General features: G+C 44.2%; 13 protein-coding genes and 1 pseudogene. 4 read left to right on the top strand and 10 right to left on the bottom strand.

Going from position 1 to position 19115, the window contains the following annotated elements; all coding sequences use genetic code 11:
• Positions 1-183, top strand: a 183-nt coding sequence (locus tag ACFPXP_RS10685; protein WP_379894193.1) for a hypothetical protein, incomplete at its 5' end; no start/stop codon positions are given.
• A gap of 62 nt (positions 184-245) precedes the next feature.
• On the opposite strand, the gene ACFPXP_RS10680 is transcribed toward ACFPXP_RS10685, so the two are convergent.
• From ACFPXP_RS10680 to ACFPXP_RS10670, 3 genes are read right to left on the bottom strand one after another with little or no spacing between them, the layout of a single operon-like run.
• Entirely contained in the window at positions 246-1382 is a 1137-nt protein-coding gene (locus ACFPXP_RS10680) for a Ger(x)C family spore germination protein (RefSeq protein WP_379894192.1), read from the bottom strand.
• On the bottom strand, positions 1379-2905 hold the full coding sequence (locus ACFPXP_RS10675) for a spore germination protein (protein WP_379894191.1): 1527 nt from the start codon (positions 2903-2905) through the stop codon (positions 1379-1381). Before ACFPXP_RS10675 ends, ACFPXP_RS10680 begins: the two co-directional genes overlap by 4 nt.
• A 2-nt stretch (positions 2906-2907) precedes the next feature.
• Positions 2908-3984 carry a GerAB/ArcD/ProY family transporter gene (locus ACFPXP_RS10670; RefSeq protein ID WP_379894190.1) on the bottom strand — a complete coding sequence of 359 codons (1077 nt, stop codon included), beginning with the start codon at positions 3982-3984 and terminating at the stop codon, positions 2908-2910.
• A gap of 254 nt (positions 3985-4238) precedes the next feature.
• Between ACFPXP_RS10670 and ACFPXP_RS10665 the strand changes: the two are divergent.
• Together ACFPXP_RS10665 and ACFPXP_RS10660 are read left to right on the top strand one after the other, a co-directional pair.
• Positions 4239-7194 (top strand): annotated as a pseudogene (locus tag ACFPXP_RS10665) (Tn3 family transposase).
• Positions 7191-7898 carry a tyrosine-type recombinase/integrase gene (locus ACFPXP_RS10660; protein ID WP_379894189.1) on the top strand — a complete coding sequence of 236 codons (708 nt, stop codon included), beginning with the start codon at positions 7191-7193 and terminating at the stop codon, positions 7896-7898. The pseudogene ACFPXP_RS10665 and the gene ACFPXP_RS10660 overlap by 4 nt, the downstream one beginning before the upstream one ends.
• 549 nt (positions 7899-8447) lie before the next feature.
• On the opposite strand, the gene ACFPXP_RS10655 is transcribed toward ACFPXP_RS10660, so the two are convergent.
• From ACFPXP_RS10655 to ACFPXP_RS10635, 5 genes are all read right to left on the bottom strand, one after another.
• Complete coding sequence (locus tag ACFPXP_RS10655; RefSeq protein WP_379894188.1) at positions 8448-9293, bottom strand: sugar phosphate isomerase/epimerase family protein; 846 nt, start codon at positions 9291-9293, stop codon at positions 8448-8450.
• Entirely contained in the window at positions 9290-10102 is an 813-nt protein-coding gene (locus ACFPXP_RS10650) for a polysaccharide deacetylase family protein (protein WP_379894187.1), read from the bottom strand. The genes ACFPXP_RS10655 and ACFPXP_RS10650 overlap by 4 nt, the downstream gene beginning before the upstream one ends.
• A 32-nt stretch (positions 10103-10134) precedes the next feature.
• A complete protein-coding gene (locus tag ACFPXP_RS10645) occupies positions 10135-10932 on the bottom strand; it encodes an alpha/beta hydrolase (RefSeq protein ID WP_379894186.1) in 798 nt (265 codons plus the stop codon).
• Positions 10933-10936: 4 nt separating this feature from the next.
• Entirely contained in the window at positions 10937-11722 is a 786-nt protein-coding gene (locus ACFPXP_RS10640) for an alpha/beta hydrolase (protein ID WP_379894185.1), read from the bottom strand.
• 78 nt (positions 11723-11800) lie between these two features.
• Positions 11801-12232, bottom strand: coding sequence for a GNAT family N-acetyltransferase (locus tag ACFPXP_RS10635; RefSeq protein ID WP_379894184.1), 432 nt, complete (start codon positions 12230-12232; stop codon positions 11801-11803).
• 316 nt (positions 12233-12548) lie between these two features.
• Between ACFPXP_RS10635 and ACFPXP_RS10630 the strand changes: the two genes are divergently transcribed.
• The gene (locus tag ACFPXP_RS10630) at positions 12549-15545 is read left to right on the top strand and encodes a polysaccharide lyase family protein (protein ID WP_379894183.1); all 2997 of its coding nucleotides are present in this window, start codon (positions 12549-12551) and stop codon (positions 15543-15545) included.
• 692 nt (positions 15546-16237) lie between these two features.
• On the opposite strand, the gene ACFPXP_RS10625 is transcribed toward ACFPXP_RS10630, so the two are convergent.
• Both ACFPXP_RS10625 and ACFPXP_RS10620 read right to left on the bottom strand, forming a co-directional pair.
• Positions 16238-18211 (bottom strand): sialidase family protein, encoded by a 1974-nt coding sequence (locus tag ACFPXP_RS10625; protein WP_379894182.1) that lies wholly within the window; start codon positions 18209-18211, stop codon positions 16238-16240.
• A gap of 60 nt (positions 18212-18271) precedes the next feature.
• On the bottom strand, positions 18272-18790 hold the full coding sequence (locus ACFPXP_RS10620; RefSeq protein ID WP_379894181.1) for a hypothetical protein: 519 nt from the start codon (positions 18788-18790) through the stop codon (positions 18272-18274).
• Between the last annotated feature and the right edge of the window lie 325 nt (positions 18791-19115).

Genomic DNA, 19115 nt, shown 5'->3' with positions numbered 1-19115 from the left:
ATCGTCATCCTCCATGTGCACGGTTTTTCATCGTATTTCAACGATTTCCTTGCATATGAATTCGACAAAGAATGCCTCAAACCCTTGCTGTTACTGGATTTTTTAATCGTTCAGCAAGCCCTACTTACTGTCATGAATAGATGCTCTCCTTTTATTTTGATTGCCCTAGCAAATAATTACTAAAGAAATTGACCAGTTGGGGCAGTACCAGCGAAGCTGACACCACCCGCAAAGTAAACCAAATATCAAGGTAAAAATTTATACCTGCCAGGGTACACGATATGTACGTTAACGTTGATCGTTCGTAAGGAATCTTTGTTTAGTAGGGTCCCAGATGCAATCTGTTTCCACTCATACGGATTCTTGCGAAAAAGGGATTCTCCTAGATTATAAATATCGAGATCCTTCTCAAATGCAGTTTGAAAGGTTTGTCTAATTTGACGCTCAATTTCTTTTTGTGCCATTTGCGTGAGCTCTTGTTCCGTAACGTCTGCATGCAGTTCATTAACTCCGGCCTTCACATTAATGGATATATCAAAATATGCTTTGTCGTATTTAACACTTGGTTTGACGTCATATTCGGGCTTCTCTGCGACGAGAACCGCTATGAGCTTTTTATCGGAAACCAAGTTAACGGGCAGTCGGATTGTGTGTTTATTCAGCCACGGCAATCCTTTTATCTCTTCGAGGCTCATGCGTGCGTAGTAGTTGTCCTTATCGTATATTTGTATGCCTGAATATCTAAGCAGTTCGTGCGGTTTTTGATTTTCCTTCCATTGATCCTTTCGAATCGATAATTCTGGTATGTAGCTTATCTTCGCCTTTTCGTTTGAATCCATTACAAACTTTTGCAGGCGTATCGGAGCGAGGATAGACCGCTGCCGATAATTCTGTTCAGGGTTATGCAGAATCGAAGCTTTTGGCGATAATCTTAAAAACGGGGTTGCCATTAAGATTTCGTCAATGGGATCTCGCGTACTGAACACCCAGGCCAAGTACCTGATTTCACGATATCGGTTGATCAGTTCCAGCACTTCACCGACTTTTCGTTCCTTCAATAATCTCTCGCTAAACAAGATCGCGGAGATCTGTCCCCAGTTTAACCTTTGTTGAGAAGTGGTATATAGATCATTCACTGCTTCTGTAAATGAGATGCCTTTTCCTCTACCGATCCAGACCGGAGGCTGTTCCGCTTTCTGTTGCCCTTCCAATTTTGCCACTGTCGAAAAATCGAGCAATTGCGCATAAATGGTGTATTGGCCATCCACATAATCCACTCCGACGGCTGTCGCATAGTTCATGTTTTGCAATTCATATTTGCTCCAGCATCCGGTGAGAATGAAGGGAAGCAAGAGAAGAGCGGCACATTTGTATACGTTCATTTCTGCCCCTCCCCTTGGCGTGTGGGATCTTCAGTGTTTAGCATGTCTGGGCGGGTTTTCCGCCATTTCCAAGGCAATCGGAACAAAGCATTGGCGAAGTCCTTATATGGAGGTGAAATCGGAGCCAGATAAGGCAATCCGCATGAACGCAAAGAAGCTAAATGAGTGGTTACAATAAATAAAGCAAGTAAGAAACCATAGATCCCAAGGATGGCGGACAGTGCGAATATGAAGAAACGCAATATGCTAATTGTCCCGGCCAATGACTGGCTGGATAACGTCGAACCAAACACTTGCGTAATCGCGCCAATAACAACAATGCCAGGGGACAAGAATCCTGCACGAATCGCCGCATCCCCCAGAATGAGCCCTCCTACTACCGTAACCGTAGACCCAACCGCCGAGGGCAATCGAATACCGGCTTCCCGCAATATTTCCAAAAAGATGAGCGCGAGAAACATTTCACCTACCGTGCCCAAGGGAATGCCTAGCCGGTTAACGCCAAGTGTTGCAAGAAGGTAATAGGGCAGTTGATCTTGATGAAACGCTAGAATAGCGACCCAAAAACCGGGCAGCATGAGTGATACGAACAATCCGAGTAAACGAAGCGATTGTCCAAACGTAGCAGACAAAGCAGTAAAGTGGATGTCTTCGGGTGTTTTCAGGAGCAGGAACAAATTGGCCGGAGCGATCAAAGCAGCCGGTGTACCATCCACAATAAGCGCTACACGTCCATTCATCATACAGTTAACGGTAAAATCAGGTCTTCCCGTATAGCCCATCAAAGGAAATAAAGCTTTGGTCGGTTCCATTAACTCTTCCAGTTGAGTGGCGCTAAACGCTCCGTCAATTTGGAGGCGATCCAATTTGGTCTTGATATCTTGGACAATTTTTGGATCAACAATGTCTTGCATATACAAAATCGCAATGGTTGTTTTTGTTCGGACACCTACGGTTTTCGTTTCGTATACCATGCTTGTTGACTTGATTCGTTTGCGAATTAACGCGACATTGACGCCGAGTTCCTCGACAAAACCGTCTTTTGAGCCGCGAATGGAGTGTTCAATCTTGGATTCTTCGGGCTGACGAGCCGGTTTTTTCGATATGTCGAGGGAAAACAAAGAAGTTAGTGTCGGAATAAACAAAAGCAGCTTCCCCTCGAAAATTTCCGTTTCGGATTTCTGCTCCCATTCCTCGAAAGAGATGCGCTCTAACTGTAATTGAGACGACTCAACGACTTCCTCGTTTTTATGAAAGCCATATTTTTCGTAAAACCGGGTCAAGTGAGGAATCGCCATCTCTTGAAGGGGTTGTTGATTGTCACATAATCCATCGCAATACAGTAAAACGATCCTCGACTGATCGTCGCCAGCTTTTAATTTGTAAGCATGATGCTTAATATCGCGACACATTTGAAACCGTTGAAGAAGTGTTTGTTCATTAAGCGGTTGTGTAACCGTAGCTTCTTTTTGTGGCGAGGACGAGGAGACACCTGCCCATTTTTTTCTGAAAAGCTTTATCATCTTCAGTTGCTCCTTTTACTTCGTTTTGAAAACATAATTCGCACGACAAATACGAGAATAACTCCAACGGTAAAGACACAAAACGAAGGAAAGTAATATTGACTGAGCAGGTCTTGAAAAACCATATCGCTGATTGGCAACAAAACTGCAACCAACATGAATAAAGCGCCCAAAAACATTGGCAGCCACTTATACTTTTGCAATTTCCACATTTCGCCCAAGAGGAACAGGGAAAGGGACACTCGAATGTACGTTCCGGATAACCACTGGTAAATCGAGAAAAAATCGACATGCTCCACGTACTCACCCAGTCGAACCATTCTCCATTGTTCGAAAGCGGGATAGCGTTGGTGGGCCGCTTCATCAGGGCCGTACATGGCAATAGAGCCCATCAAAGGTCCGATGGTTAGTCCGGATAATATAATGCAAATCAGCATCAGACTTTTGAAGCCCGGCTTGTTCGTTAACTTGTGCTGAAATAAGATCATTAGCGACAACTCCAGCAATCCCCCGGCAGCGTAGGGAATACCTTTCCAAAGCGGAGGTGTCCCATTTTCGAGCAACGGAAAAAGCATGTTGTATTCTTTAAACTGAAAGTTTGCCGTCATGACAAGGTCGCCCAGAATAACAACAAAAGGCAGCAATATCCCGCTTAATATTGCAATGGTGCGAAGGCCTTGAGATGCCGCGAAGAAGCATCCGACAAGCGTAGTTCCCGCTAGCACAAGCATTGGAGTTTGAGGCAAATAAGTTGCAATTGTCCATGTTAGCGTGTCCTTAAAGGAAATGAGTCCCATAAGCCATACAAGCATACTGTATAGTACTATCAAGGTTGCCGAGAGAACCGTTCCGAAATGTTGCTTTAACCAATCTCTAATGTGTATTCCGTTCATGTTTTTTAGGATATAACTCAGAATGCCAACCCAAATTGGCGAAGCGATTAATACGAGGATCACTACAAGCCAGCCATCTCGCCCTGATGCACCGAGCAGCAACGGTATAATGATGACGTGGTTCAGTAGACCGACTGAAAGCATTATGATCATGTATGACTGTAAAACTGAAATTTTCGGCATCATTTCACCCTCAAAACCTCAAACTTTGAAACACAAAATCGGGTAATAACAACATTTACTATTCCCTCTTCTTTACTCTTTATTCCAATCACTGACTTCGGATATTCCATTGCGAGTAAGTTCCGATTACGATTCAGGAATTAGAACTTCGCGGTTTTTTCTTCACATTGTCTCATTATGTATGCTTCGATATACTAAAGTTAAAGACTATAATTCCTAATCTGACCATTTAAGGAACTTTATTTGGAGGGTATCAAGTGAAGCGAAATTGGGAACTGGAGGAGTTAATTGAGCATTTTACGTTTCTTCCTAACGAAATGCAGCAAATCGGCAATAAGTCGGGGGAGACTCGGTTGGGGTTTGCTGTTCTGTTTAAGTTTTTCCAATATGAAGCGCGTTTCCCCTTCCATAAATTCGAAGTGCCCAAATCAGTCATTCAATACATAGCAAAGCAGATCGATGCACCGGCAGAGCTGTACGCCCAATACGATTGGGTCGGTCGCTCCATCACCTACCATCGAACACAAATTAGGGATTTTTTTGGCTTTCGTGAGGATACCATTAATGATGCTGAAGAGGTAATCGCATGGCTATGTAAAAGCGTGTTATTCCAGGATCACGAATTCGAACATTTGTTTGAGACCGTATACCGGCGATTTCGGGATATGAAAGTTGTACCGCCTACGCCTGATCGCATTGAGCGACTTATCAGAACCTCAATCCGTACATATGAGGAGCAATTTTTCCAGGCCACACTGGAAAAATTGCCTACGGCATCTTTGTCCAAATTAGATTCACTTATAGATAGTATCGCATTTTTGGATGAACACCAGGATGGCTCAAGCAGCGATGAGGGACTTCTTTCTTTTCAAGAGCTAAAGGCGGATCCGGGCAAACCAGGTGTCGAAAGTGTGTTAAGAGAAGTAAGAAAGCTGCGAACAATTCGAAGTCTGGAACTTCCGGATGATCTGTTTCGTGATATCCCTCTCAAAGTATTGACCAAGTATAGGCAACGGACCGCAACAGAGGATCTCCGAGAACTTCGCCGCCACCCTGATCCGATTCGTTACACATTGTTGGCCGCCTTCTTCTGGCTAAGGAGTATGGAGATTACGGACAATTTGATGGAGCTGTTTATTCAAATCGTCCATCGGATAGGAGTACGGGCAGAACGCAAAGTCGAAATGATTTACGCAAGGTAAGCAATAAGTATGGCATTTTATTCAACATGGCACAGTCTGCCGTCAGTAATCCAGACGGAGTAATTCGTGATGTCATTTTGCCGGTCGTAATGAGCAAACATTACGGGATTTGATAAAAGAATTCAAACACACCGGACCGGCTTACCGAGAGAAAATCCATACCATTATTCGGGCTTCCTATGGGAGTCACTACCGCCGTATGGTTCCCGAAATATTAGGCATCCTGGAATTCCGGTCAAACAATGAAGTGCATCGGCCAGTGATTCGTGCATTGGAGTTGGTAAAGAAATTTTCAGATACTGGCCATCATTATTTGCCAATGTCTGAAGAAATCCCGATAGATGGTGTAATCCGGACTGTTAATAAAGAAATAGTTGTAGAGAAGGACGAGAAAGGCCAAGAGAGAATTAATCGAATGAATTATGAGATAAGCGTCCTGCAAGCTTTACGGGAAAAGCTTCGTTGCAAGGAAATATGGGTTACTGGAGCGAACCGGTACCGGAACCCGGACGATGACTTGCCAACAGACTTCGAAGAACGGCGGGAAGAAAATTATAAGGCTCTAAAGCAGCCGCTGCATGCGGAAGCATTCATTGCAACGTTAAAGCAGGCCATGAAAGATGGATTAGAAAAGCTCGATACCGGGCTCCAGAAAAACCCAAAGGTCCGAATCACGGAGAAGGGGAATGGTTGGATTAGCTTATCTCCGTTAGAACCACAAGTAGAGCCAGTCAACCTATCACGAATAAAATCAGAGATGCTTCGGCGATGGCCGATGACTAGCCTCTTGGACATTTTAAAAGAGGCGGATCTACGTGTAGGATTTACGGAAAAATTCAAGACTGTTGCTGTACGCGAAGCGTTAGGACGGGATACGCTGCAAAAGAGACTCATCCTATCTCTTTATGGCCTCGGGACGAATACCGGATTGAAACGTGTGAGTGCCGGTGAGCATGGAGAAAATTACAAAGACTTGCTGTACGTCCGTAGGAAATTCATTCATAAGGATAATCTTCGAAATGCAATTTCCGAAGTGGTGAATGCCATTTTTCGTGTTCGGATGCAGGATATTTGGGGTGATGCTACAACTTCCTGTGCATCGGATTCTAAAAAGTTTGGTGCATGGGATCAAAATCTGATGACCGAATGGCATATCCGGTACCGCGGCAGCGGCGTTATGATATACTGGCACGTTGAGAAGAATTCGACATGCATTTACTCGCAGCTCAAATCTTGCTCCTCCTCTGAAGTCGCTGCCATGATGGAAGGATTGCTTCGTCATTGCACCGAAATGGAGGTCGAGAAGAATTACGTGGATTCACATGGCCAGAGCGAGGTTGCGTTCGCGTTTTGTTACCTTTTGGGCTATCAGCTTATGCCACGGCTCAAAGCGATTCATTCACAAAAACTTTACCGGCCAGAACCAGGCATGACGGATGCCTATCCGAATTTGCAACCGGTGCTGACCCGCCCAATCAACTGGGAGCTGATTCGGCAGCAATACGATCAAATGATGAAGTACGCTACGGCACTACGACTCGGAACCGCCGAAACGGAAGCAATCTTGAAACGATTTACCCGCAATAATTTAAAGCATCCGACCTATCAAGCTTTGGGAGAACTCGGCAAAGCAGTCAAAACGATATTCCTGTGCGATTACCTGCACTCGGAGGAGCTGCGCCGCGAGATCAATGAAGGGTTAAATGTCGTGGAAAATTGGAACTCGGCCAATAGCTTCATCTTTTACGGCAAAGGCAGTGAAATCGCAACCAACCGGTTAGAGGATCAAGAGCTGGCCGTATTGTCTCTTCACCTTCTGCAAAACTGTCTGGTGTACATCAATACCATTATGCTTCAAAGCATCTTATCCGACCGTAAATGGTTCGATATGATGACTCCGGAAGATTTGCGGGCGCTTACCCCGCTGATCTACACGCACGTAAACCCTTACGGCACATTTAGGTTGAACATGAGTGAACGCCTTCCGTTGGAAGAAGGTGTTATCGCGTGAGTGAAAGGCGCATATCCTCAAAACGCAAGGCGAAGGAGTTGGCCAAGTATCTACGGGGAGAACGACCAGATTATGCCTATCTCAAAAGCCTGTTTCAGCATCTTCGAGCAGAGCTAGAGGTAGAGGTTCCAAAAACAGCGAAGAAGCTCCCCTATGTACCTACAGAAGAGGAGCTTAAGCGCTACTACGATGTGGTTTGGCAAGCGAAGAACTTTCAAGACATGATGATCGTCAAGACGCTCCTTTATACCGGCGTTCGGGTAAGCGAGCTTATCAATATCAAGCTGTCTGATGTTGACTTTCATTACTGTCAAATTCGGATTAATAAGGGCAAAGGATGCAAAGATCGCATCGTCCCTTTTCCTCAATCGTTCAAGGAAATGCTGGCCATGCACTCCGATTCCATGAAAAAGAAGCAGGCCGTTTACCTGTTCGAATCATCGTGGAAGAAAAAATATACCGATCGGGGAATACGAAAGATTTTGGCCAAATATTCGGAGGAAGCCGGTCTTGTCCAAAATCTGTCGCCTCACAAGCTGCGACATTTCCTATTGACCTGGCTCAAAAAGCAGGGCATCGATGACGCGCTCATACAGCCATATTCGGGCCACGAAAGCCGTAAGTCGTTGGAAGTCTATTCTAAACTGGCAATCACAGATGCCCAGCAGGAGTACAATGAGGTCATCAATAATTTTCCCATTTAATAGCATCTACTTTGCGGGTGGTGTCAGCTTCGCTGGTACTACCCCCAGTTATGGAGCCATTAAATGGTTTCAATAAAAAAGACAGCGGGGAACTTTTATTATAGTCCCTGCTGTCCTTTGCCACATTGTACACGTTCGATATATAGCCGAAGGCTCCTTCTGATCTCTCGAACAAGGCGTGTTTTCTCCTCGTCAGAAATGCCGTCAGCCGCCTTCGCCAATTTTTATACCTAAGTGATTGATCATAACGCACGCTCCGTTATAGACTTGAATAAGTGATCTATTCGTCTTGCAAAATCATCTCGTACAATTTCTCGATTCATCTTTATTCTCTAATTGGTGACATCGGAAATGAATGAATAATAAACCTTGCATGCGACCGCGAATCAGCCATTGTTTCGTGCCGGTTTGTTTAAGAAAAGATGCCCAAAAGCGTAAATGGAGTAGCTGCGCGTGGCAAACTACTCCGTGGATCCGCTGAATATATCTATTCCGGTAGCTTTAGAGACCATATGATTCAAATGAGAACGATTAGTTCATTTCCACCGTTTACGCATGAACCGCTTCATTCTCATTCTTACTCCGAATCTGCTCGATATACTGCTTACAGAAGGCCATTTCCTCCCGTTTGGCATGCTCCATGATGATATGTACATGCGGCTTATATTGATTCAACAGCTTCATATACAGATCGTAGTTCATCTTTCCATATCCCGGGGAAACCGTGATCAGCTTCCCATCCTCGGACATAATACGGTCCTTGGCATGAGCAGCGATGATTCTGTCTCCAAGCAAGTCGAACGCTTCTTGGATTACTGCGTCTTGATTTGCAAAATTCGCCGTCGTTAGAAGATTACCCGGATCCATGACGACGCCAATATTCGAAGACGGCACTTCATCCAGCATTTTGCGCAGCTGCTGCGCAGTTCCAATCAGATGGCCGTCTGCCGCTTCCATCCCGACAAAGACGCCCCAACGTTCGGCCTCTTCGGCTAGTTCTTGCAGCACTGAGCGCATCACTTCCCAATCCTGTTCCGTATAATCGCCTCCCGGATTTTTTCCGGTCTCCGCTGCTACAATGCTGCAGCCCAAGGAAGGCGCATAACGAATCAATTCCTTGAATCGTTCTACATTCACTCTCCGAATTTCTTCATCGCGATGATAGAAATGCAGATAGCAGCCTAATACGGAGATGGAGACATTCTTCTTCGCTAACTCATCTCGGATCATATTCGCAAGTCCCGGACTAAGTGTTCCCGGCTTGCTGAAATCGAACGGGCTGATCGCTTTCCAGAGTGCAAGCTGGATGTGCGGAATACCCGCAGAAGATAAATCCTCCGCTAATTGCTTCACCGTCAACCTGCCAAACAGATGTGCTAATGCTCCTACACTCATACTTCTTTACCTCCAAACCAAGTATGTTCTCCGCTCATCGCTTCGACGATCTCACCGTCGACACTGAGCCATACGGACATCGCGGACGGATTATAGACAAAATCACATGCGGCGGAGAACTGCAGACGTTCCGCTGCACGCATATAGTCAACAATCTCAATGTTCGTCGCATACCAAATGTCTTCCTTGCCACCGATAAATTCACAGAACTGCTCGATGACCTCCCAATTGTTCTGGTTGTCGAATTCGTAGCTGTGGCCCCATACGTACATCATGTACAAGTACTGCTTTTTGTGCAGTGCGTCGAACGCCTTGGCCAGCTCCATCACATCATGATTATGATGGCACGTCGGATTCCATTCGAGCAGGCGGTCCGGCATGGCGAACGATCTTGTACTTTTCACGGTTCTGGCATACTCAATACCCAGATGCGGCAGCATCTCAATTATTTTCTCGCTGTAAGAACCATTCGGATAGGACATCCCACGTACCGTATATCCTGTCAATCGTTCCAATGCTTTCCGGTCCTCTACAATTTCATGAATAAGCTGCTCTCTCGGGCTTCGTGCGATTGTAGGGTGTGTTACGGTATGCACGGAAACCTCGTGTCCTGCATACAGCGTAGTTACTTCTTCAGCAGAGATGCGATCTCCAGATCCAAGTAAACCGGAGTTGATATGAAACGTGCCTTTAATTCCGTATTGGTTAAAAAGCTTCACCAATCTTCGATCTGCACTTTTGCCATCGTCATAGCTCATCGTAAGCACTTTATGCTTTCCTTCGGGAAAACATGTAACGATCTGCTTCATTTCCTCACTCTCCTTCCTATGGATGGGTTCACCTAACTTCCAATATATAATGAAGTCTTTTGCAGGCCGATATGTTCGAGGAAGCGAACCACTTCCTCATCCCAAAACTCCCATGTATGCCCATGCCCGTCCGCTTCGCGATAATGATAATGGTATGGATTGCCTTCTATACTGAGGAAGAATTCTCGCACCCTCTCGTTCAGATCGAGCCACGGATCTTCACTCCCGCATGCGTGATACACCTTCGGAAGCGATAATCCTTCGTCCAGCGCCTTACGGCCTAAGAACTTCAAATCATTTTCCGTGTTCTTGATTTCCCCCTCTCCAAAGAGAAGGATGCGATCATATGCACGAGGGGAACCATCGTTCACGAAAGCGATGTCCGATTTGTCTCCAGCTGAGAATGCGCCAATCGCCGCATAGAGATCAGGACGCGCAAGACCCACTCGCAGGCAGCCGTAACCGCCGTTCGATAGGCCGGAGATATAATTGTCGTTTCTATCTTCGGAAAGTCTCGGAAACAGATGACGGAGAATGAACGGAAGTTCTTCCGTCATATAAGTAAAGTATCGGCCGCCATGTGCCATATTCGTGTAACAGGAGTTGAATACCCCAGGCAATATGACGGCGATCCCATATTGATTCGCATAATGCTCGATTCGGCTCATTCGGAGCCACACGCTATGATCACCTGAACCACCATGCAGCAGCCAGAGTACTTTTAATTTGCCGTATCCCCGATAAGGCTGCTTCTCTTGTGGCAGGATGACGTTGACCTGCATTTCCATACCTAATACTTCGGAGAAAATATGCGTTTCCATCCATGCCATACGGTTATTCCTCTCCTTTCGAAGAACGGTTCATGAGCAGCCAAGGAATCGTTCGTTCAATACAGCGATCCCAATACTGCCAACTATGGTCTCCGGGACCTTCTTCATATTCCAGCGGCAATCCCAACGATTTAACGTGATACTGGAAGCGAACGTTTTCTTCATAAAGGAAATCTTCAGTACCGCACCACATGTACAGCCTTGGTTTTGGAAGATCGCTTGCGGCCAATCTACTGGCCTCCGCAAAAAGATCGTTTTCCCCGCCTTCCAGCTTTTCCTTGCTGCCGAATACATCAGTAACCAGCTGTGAAGGTAAACTTTGAAACGCGCGGAGTGCATCCGTGGCACCGGAAAAGGATGCAGCTGCGGCGTATCGTTCTGGTGCGTTTAGCGCTGCCTTCATTGCACCATAGCCGCCCATGGAGAGTCCAGCGATAAAACGATCTTCCCGCTGATTTGAAAGCGGATACATCCTTTCGCAAAAAGCTGGAAGCTCTTCGGTGATGAAGCGAGAATAATTACGACCGAAAGCCATGTCGGTATAAAAGCTTAAGTGTCCTGCCGGCATAACGACCGCAAGCGGTTTACCCTCTACATAACGCTCAATACTAGTTCGCCGCATCCATGAGGTATGATCGTCGCTCATTCCATGAAGCAGATACAATGTCGGATACGGACCCGGATCCTTCGTCTTCCGCCAGCCCCCTGCCACATGCTGCGGCAGCAGCACTTCCATTGAGACCGGCATGCGAAGAACCTCGGAATGAAAGTGGACATGAAGCCAGGCCATGCTCAATCAACCTCCTAGGTTGTTTTCTCATACATGCACTCCTTCATTTTACAGTAAAATCATCAGGAATGGATAAATTTAGTTCAAATATTTCTTGAAGCCTCTGCTTATGGTTCCGTTAAACCCTTCTCTTTCAAAAAAACGATGTGCTTCTATTCGCGAAGAATGACTTAAAAGCATAATTTTACGACAATTTAAGGATCTACAGTACTCCTCAACATACTGTAATAATTCACTGCCAACTCCTCTGCTGCGGTGCATTTCATCAACAACAATATTTTCAATAATGCCGTAGGGCCTCATACCATGTAAGGCTTGTAGACATATATTCAACGTGAGCGTTCCGATAATGATGCCTTTTTCTTCATATACAAGCAAAAGATTATTCGGATCATGCCTGATTGTCTCTATTTGTTTTTCAAGAACCTGCATTCTCTTGCTATTAGGGACTAAAGATTTATAAAGTCTGTATAATTGATCCCTATCCCTTGCTTCTGCCTCACGTATCATTCCGTGCAGCCCCTTTCCGGCTTACTCATCTCATCCCAATATACCCTTTAATTAAAATATAGTCGATGAAATTCCAATGATGTACAACAAAAAAATACTGTGGAATCCTACCACGGCATGGAGCTTGTCTTCTTTTTGCTACGGACGTTACCTTCAGTCAAAGAAACATTTTCGCTTCAGATCTTTTGGATCCCCCCGATTCACGACAATATTGGTAAAACGCTAAATTTTGGACAAAAACAGCAAAGACAGCACCATACGAGTTCCCGCATAATGGATACGTATTCACAATTCTGTTCAGTGGAGGTGCCGTTGATTGAAGAATGCGTGGAAGAAAACCTTTATTGCTGTCTTGTTGTCTTTCCTTGGAATGTTTGGTTTTACCGTTTGGACGAATGCAAGTGTTCATGCCGCTACTGCTGAGAGCTATCGTTTTGATTTTGGTTCTGGCCCTGCAGCCGATGGATTCATTCAGGTGTCATGTGAAGATACATATGACAGCGAGACAGGTTACGGTTTCAAGGATGGATCGATCATGAACGGTCGCGACCGAAGCCAATCTTCCGATCCGTTAGAAAGAGACTTTTGTTTTGCAAGCGCATACAGTTTCTTGGTTGACCTTCCAGACGGGCAGTATACCGTAAGCCTGATTTCAGGTGATCAGATTGCAACTCAAGCCGCAATGACGGTTGCTGCAGAAGGTGAAGTGAAGCTGGATGGGGTTGGTTCTCCCGCCGGAAGCTTTATCTATGAAAGCTTGACGGTGAACGTCCGCGATGGACAATTAACTTTGGAAGTGGAAGGGAATACGGCCAGACTTAACGCGCTGCAGATCTCTCCCTTTTACGCATTCGATTTCGGTCCAGGAGATGTGTCATCAGACTACACCGCTGTTCGCTGCAACACGTCCTATTCGGAAGAAACAGGATATGGCTGGAGCCAATTGGCGGGCATCGATGGAACGATTCAGTCTCAAGGAGATGCGCTTCACAACGATTTTTGTTTCGGTCCGGAATTGTCATTTGAAGTCGATCTAGATAACGGCACTTATAAAGTGACGGCCATATCCGGAGATGCGGAGCAAAATCACAGCTTGACCATCTTTGCAGAAGGAAAGAAGGTATTAGATAACGTGACTGCGGAGGCCGGTCAATATACGGTTGGAACATTTGAGGCCAATGTGGTAGATGGGCAGCTGAATTTAGATTTTTCAGGCTCCCCTGCTCGCATCAATGCCTTAACGATTGCACAAATCTTGAAGGAACAAGCTGTACCATGGCCAGTAGATGAAGGGATTTTGCTAGAGGATCAGGGATCTTCAGTCACGTTAACGAACTCCGAAATTTCATTTACCGTCAACAAATCCAGTCCAACCATTTCTGTGCTCCGCAAAAAAGGGAAATATGAGGAAGTTAATTTACTGAATGTCGGACGTGGCTACTACAATTTAAATTATTTCTTTGAATCCAACCGTGAGTATGGCGGAACCAACATGAACTACCAGATTGTTTCGCAAACGGACGACCGAGTTGAAATCTCCTTATCTACCGACAATCCGGAGGTGCTTCCCTTCCGTTTAGACTATCGTTTTGTGCTGGAAGCGGATTCTCCTGGCATTTATATTTACAGCATATTTGATTATCATGAAGGCATGCCGGATGGCGTGGAGATTGAACAATCCCGTTATTCCTTCCGGGGGAATCCGGAGATCTTTACGAAGTATGGGATTGAGGATCACAGCAAAGGAGATCGGATGGGTACCTTCCCTACTCCTCAAGATATTCGAAACGGTGAATCGTTAATGGATGCGACATACCGTCTTCCAAACGGCGAAATATATACGAAATACCAGCATGCCGTACATATGGGAGATAACAACATCAACGGCATCTTCGGGGAAGACATCGGGTTGTCCATTATCCGTCCAAGTCAAGAGTATCTTGTTGGCGGTCCGGCGAAGCAAGAATATTTCGTAGAAATGACAAATACGACTCCGATGGTGCACTGGTATGAACAGGTACGCCATTACGGGGTACCGAATATCGTTCCCGAGAAAGGATGGCAAAAAATATACGGACCGTTCTTCGTGTATGTGAATGAAGCAGAAACTACGGAAGCGCTATGGGCCGATGTGAAACAACAGGCTGTGGAGGAAAAAGCGAAGTGGCCTTATACTTGGCTGGAAGACTCTATCTATAATACTGATCAACGCAGCACGGTCACAGGTCAATTGACAGTGTCGGATGGTTCCTCCGCGGCAAATGCTTGGGTTATTCTTGGCCAGCCTGGAATGAACGTATACGAACAGAATCTGGATTATCTATATTATGTTCGAGCAGACGAGCAAGGACGCTTTACGATCGAAGATGTAAGGCCTGGAACATATACGCTCTATGCATATACCGATCATCTGTTTGGAGAATTTCATTTCGATGACATCGCCGTCGGAGCGAACGGTACGCACGATGTAGGTGTATTGGAATGGACACCTGAGACTCATGGCGATCTCATTTGGCAAATCGGCACACCAGACCGTACGCCAAGAGAGTTCAAGTTTGGGGATCAGCTGCGGCAATGGGGACTTTGGCTGCAGTATCCGTTGGACTTTCCGAATGATGTGGACTTCGTGATTGGGGAAAGCATTGAATCGGAAGATTGGAATTACATGCATCCGGCCACGAGGACACCGGGAAATGTGGATCATTTGCTGGTTCCTCAGGACCCAACGCTTGCAGAATGGAAAATCCGTTTCCAGTCGGAAGAAACGCAAGGTACTGGAACGCTCACTATCGCGATTGCCGGTTCCAGTCGTGGATCGCTTGCAGTCACCTTAAACGGAACAACGATAGCCGAGTACGACCAGGTCATCCCCATTGGCAATGACGCCTCGGTGTACAGAGCCGGTGAAACAGGTTACTACCATGAGCTGACGATCCCATTCGATGCATCGCTGCTGACAGATGGTGAGAATATCATCACACTGAAGCACTTAGGATCGAATGGAAGCACGGACTCGATCATGTATGACGCTCTGCGCTTGGAAATCGAGCCCGCCACCATTGGCAGCTTGCAAGACCAAGTGACAGCTTACGAACAAACAGGTGACTTGACGGCACCTTTGGTTATACAGCTTCATAATCAATTGAAGCAGGCCGAGCATCACTTTCAAAAGGAGGACATGAAGCAGACCGTGCATTTCCTGCAAAACTTCTTGAAGCATTTGACCCAGCAAGAGATGCAGAGATATGTATCGGAGGAAGCCCAGGCAGACTTGGAAGCTAGAGCGAATGCGCTAATTGATTATTTAAATTAAAATAGCAGATGCATTTAATATGATGCCGTTCTCGGGCACTCCCCTTGAGCGGCATCATTGTTGGTATTATTTCTTTGCATCTTCTTTCTCCCGAAGCATGCCTAATTTCCAAAACGAAGTAAATACGAATTTTTGTTCGTACAGCGTTATTAATGGCGTCTATTTTTCTTTTCCTCTAAGTATATATCCAGTGCCTGAATCCCTCGCCTAGCTAGCCTTATGATCAGGATCAAGCAATATAAACCAAGACCGATGAATAACCCGTATATCATGACGATCAATGTGGGCATGATTGCAAATGATGAAGCAGCCTCACTGGACATGTTATCCCCTCCTTTCGATAAGTTTTGAAGTCTGTCACTAATAAAACTCTAAAAAAAGTAAAGGGTTTGATTTCTAAGCTAATACCTACTCAAAAACCATCCTTTACGATTAAGATGACTTCTAATTTTCTTGAGAAATCAGCTTTTCAAAGTCCAACTACATCAGTTCAATTTGTAATAGCTGGATCGCCTGTTCAGTACCGCCAAGCAACCCTTAAAAAAGCTGTCTGATTTAATGTTGACAATCCAAGCTCCATTGCTCAGCAATACTCTTTTCATCAAGTTTAATCTGATAAAAAAAGACCCGTAAGAAGGGTTATTTTTCCTTGTCCCCCTTACAGGTCATGGTTCTATACAAGTTGTTAGTTTTTATTTACTTCGTCCAACTATGATAACACCTTCATTACCAACTGCTATGAACTTTTCCCCATCCCACGTGACATCCCTTAATTCTTTTAACGTTGGTGACTTTATTTTCACCCATGTTTTCCGGTCGGCATTCATGTGTATGCTACCATTTTGTCCTACAGCTACGATAACACCTTTCGAATTTACAGCAAGTGAATGAAGATACTGGTATTTTTCTTGTACAACTGTTTTCCAATCTATACCATTGTAAGATTCAATCAGGGAGTCACCATATATAGCTGTGAAACTACTTCCATTCCATACAGCCTTTTTAACATTATCGAATGTATTTATTCCATCGACAACCATTTTTGATTTTGACCAATTTAATCCGTCTTTTGAAATATAGTAATCAAAATTTCGATAGCCAATCCACATTTTCCCATTCGTCGCAACTGGGATTGCTTGAAAGCCCTTCAGAGTTTCCCAGTTTTCTCCACCGTCTTTACTTAAATAGACATTTTTTCTACCAAACAAACGAATCTCTCTGTTTATCGTGATCGCATCTAATATATCTTCCTGGAATCGCTGAGAAAGTTCAGTTAATTTCCTGTTTGCATACAAATATACAGGTGTTGTAGTAACTTGATAATCTATTTGATATCCACTAGTCACAAACATTCCACCGCTGCTAGTTAATTGATAAAATTTAGACTCTTGATTTATCTTATCAGAATCTACGTTTTCCCAATGAACTCCATCTGAAGAGGATGCAAAAACTCCTTCTCCAAGTATTGCATAAGTATTTGCATTGAACTTTACGCCATAAAGATCGTTGTAAGTTCCTGCTTTTTCTAAATTCCATTCTTGGTCAAGTCCTTGCGTGGATCGAATCGTACCCACATCGCCAACGGCAAAGTATTGACCATTCAATAAATTAATCGCATTCATATTGCCGGTCAATCCAATATAATGTACTTGGAAGAACACTGTATTTTGAATTTTAGCCGGATTTTTAGTTTTTGAAGTCCAATTCAACCCATCCTCCGATTGTAAAATGGTACCGTGTTGTCCTACAGTGATGAATCGTTCGCCATCCCAAATCACTGAGTTTAATGAACCTTTCGTTAATTGATTGGATATACGTTTCCAATCAACTCCGTTTGAAGATACATAGATGACTCCCCCAATAGGAAAACCTGTTCCCGCTCTTCCGTCCCAGCCTACTGCAACGATACACTCTCCATTTGTTGCTACTTCTTGAATTGAACCTCCTAGCTGAATATTTTTAAATTCCCATGTTTTAAAATCATTTGAAATAAACATCCCATTTGTATGTAATGCAAGCCATCGATTTTGAAATTTAACGATCTTCATATCCGAATGAAGAGATGAAAGTAACAGTTTCTCGGGTGGGACAAGCGCATGGAATTCCCATTCTAGACCATTTGACGAAGAAGCAGCAAAATAATACTGATAATGATAAGGCCATATGCCCACAGCAATATATTGTTGGCCGTCCCATGAAATATCCATCCATTCAACTTGGTCTAATGTCAAACGATCCCTGGCTTTCTCCGTGCCTTTGAAATCTTGATCATACTGTTCAACGTAAAGGTCGCCTTTAAGCTTAATATCCTTCATGACACTCCACTTAAGTCCATCAACTGTAGTAGATATGAATCCGTTTGAGCCAATAATAACTGCGTTTTTATTATTGGTCGCAGCATCTATTAGATGAGATTGATAGCTAATTTGAACATTGTTCCATTTGCCCGCTTCGGTGCTGCGAAAGATCGTCGAATCGTTACCGACTGCAAGCTTTACACCGTTCACTTCAATAATCGCATTTAAATCGGAACTGTCCATCCCTTGTTGGATTGTCCACTCCCAGTTTTTCTCTACTGAAGCTGACACCTCAAAATTCAAAGTGGTATTGAATGTAACGAAGAGGATACAGGTAACAATGCTCACGATCGTTTTTTTGAAATTCATTGAGTTAGTCTCCTTTCAGAGTAATTCTATGTGAATTGAAAACTTTTTTTATTTCGATCATCATTTTACTGGCGTTTCTTCTCGATCTGAAATTTCAATAATCTCGTATGCAGGGATTTTGTCAATGTCCCTAAGTTCATTCACAAAAAAATTCGTTATAGATTGAGCTTTTAGATTAAAAGCTTCTTTAAATTCAATTAACGGATAGTAGTATCGATTTTTCCAAAGTATAGCCTTTTCCTTCTGTAATACCGTTTCATAGTTCTTGTACGTTAAAATGATTTCCCCCTGATCATTTCGAATGGATCCGTTTAATAGTTTCATAAAATCTGCAACTGGCACGTAGGAGGTCCCGTCACCTGTCCGAAATGTTCCCTGTCCACTGTATGTTATAAACTCTCCGTTGTATTTCAACGGAATCGGTGGCGACAAAGTCAATAGATCACTGAAATCAATATTCACTATGTAATCAAACGGTAACCTGTACAAATCAATATAGTTAATAGTAGGAATTCCATTTTCTAAATGAACATAATTGCGGCTTAGATCGGAAATGATAACGATATTATCTTGATTCATCAACCATTGTACACTGCCGTAATACATCCCTCGACTAATGTTTGCATTTAAATGAATTCTATTGATTTCTTTACCCGTTTTGAAATCATAAATAATGTATTCACTCTTAGTTTTGTCGGAAACTCTATTTTTATGGTAGGTCAAATATGAAATAATATATTTTTGATTGGGACTGAACTGGAATCTTGCTATAGTATATTCATTTTTCTGTGAAAGCCGTATTTCCTCGTATTACCGTTGTCGCTGGAACAAAGCGGGGGCCAAGAACACTTGAGTCTAAAGAAGGCAACAGGATGCCCGGTAGAACGAATTTCGTCTACAAGGT

Source organism: Marinicrinis lubricantis, assembly GCF_042658665.1.
In the GTDB taxonomy this organism is placed as follows: domain Bacteria; phylum Bacillota; class Bacilli; order Paenibacillales; family KCTC-33676; genus Marinicrinis; species Marinicrinis lubricantis.
Note: the sequence above shows the minus strand (reverse complement) of the source record. Positions and strands in the feature narration are given on the sequence as shown.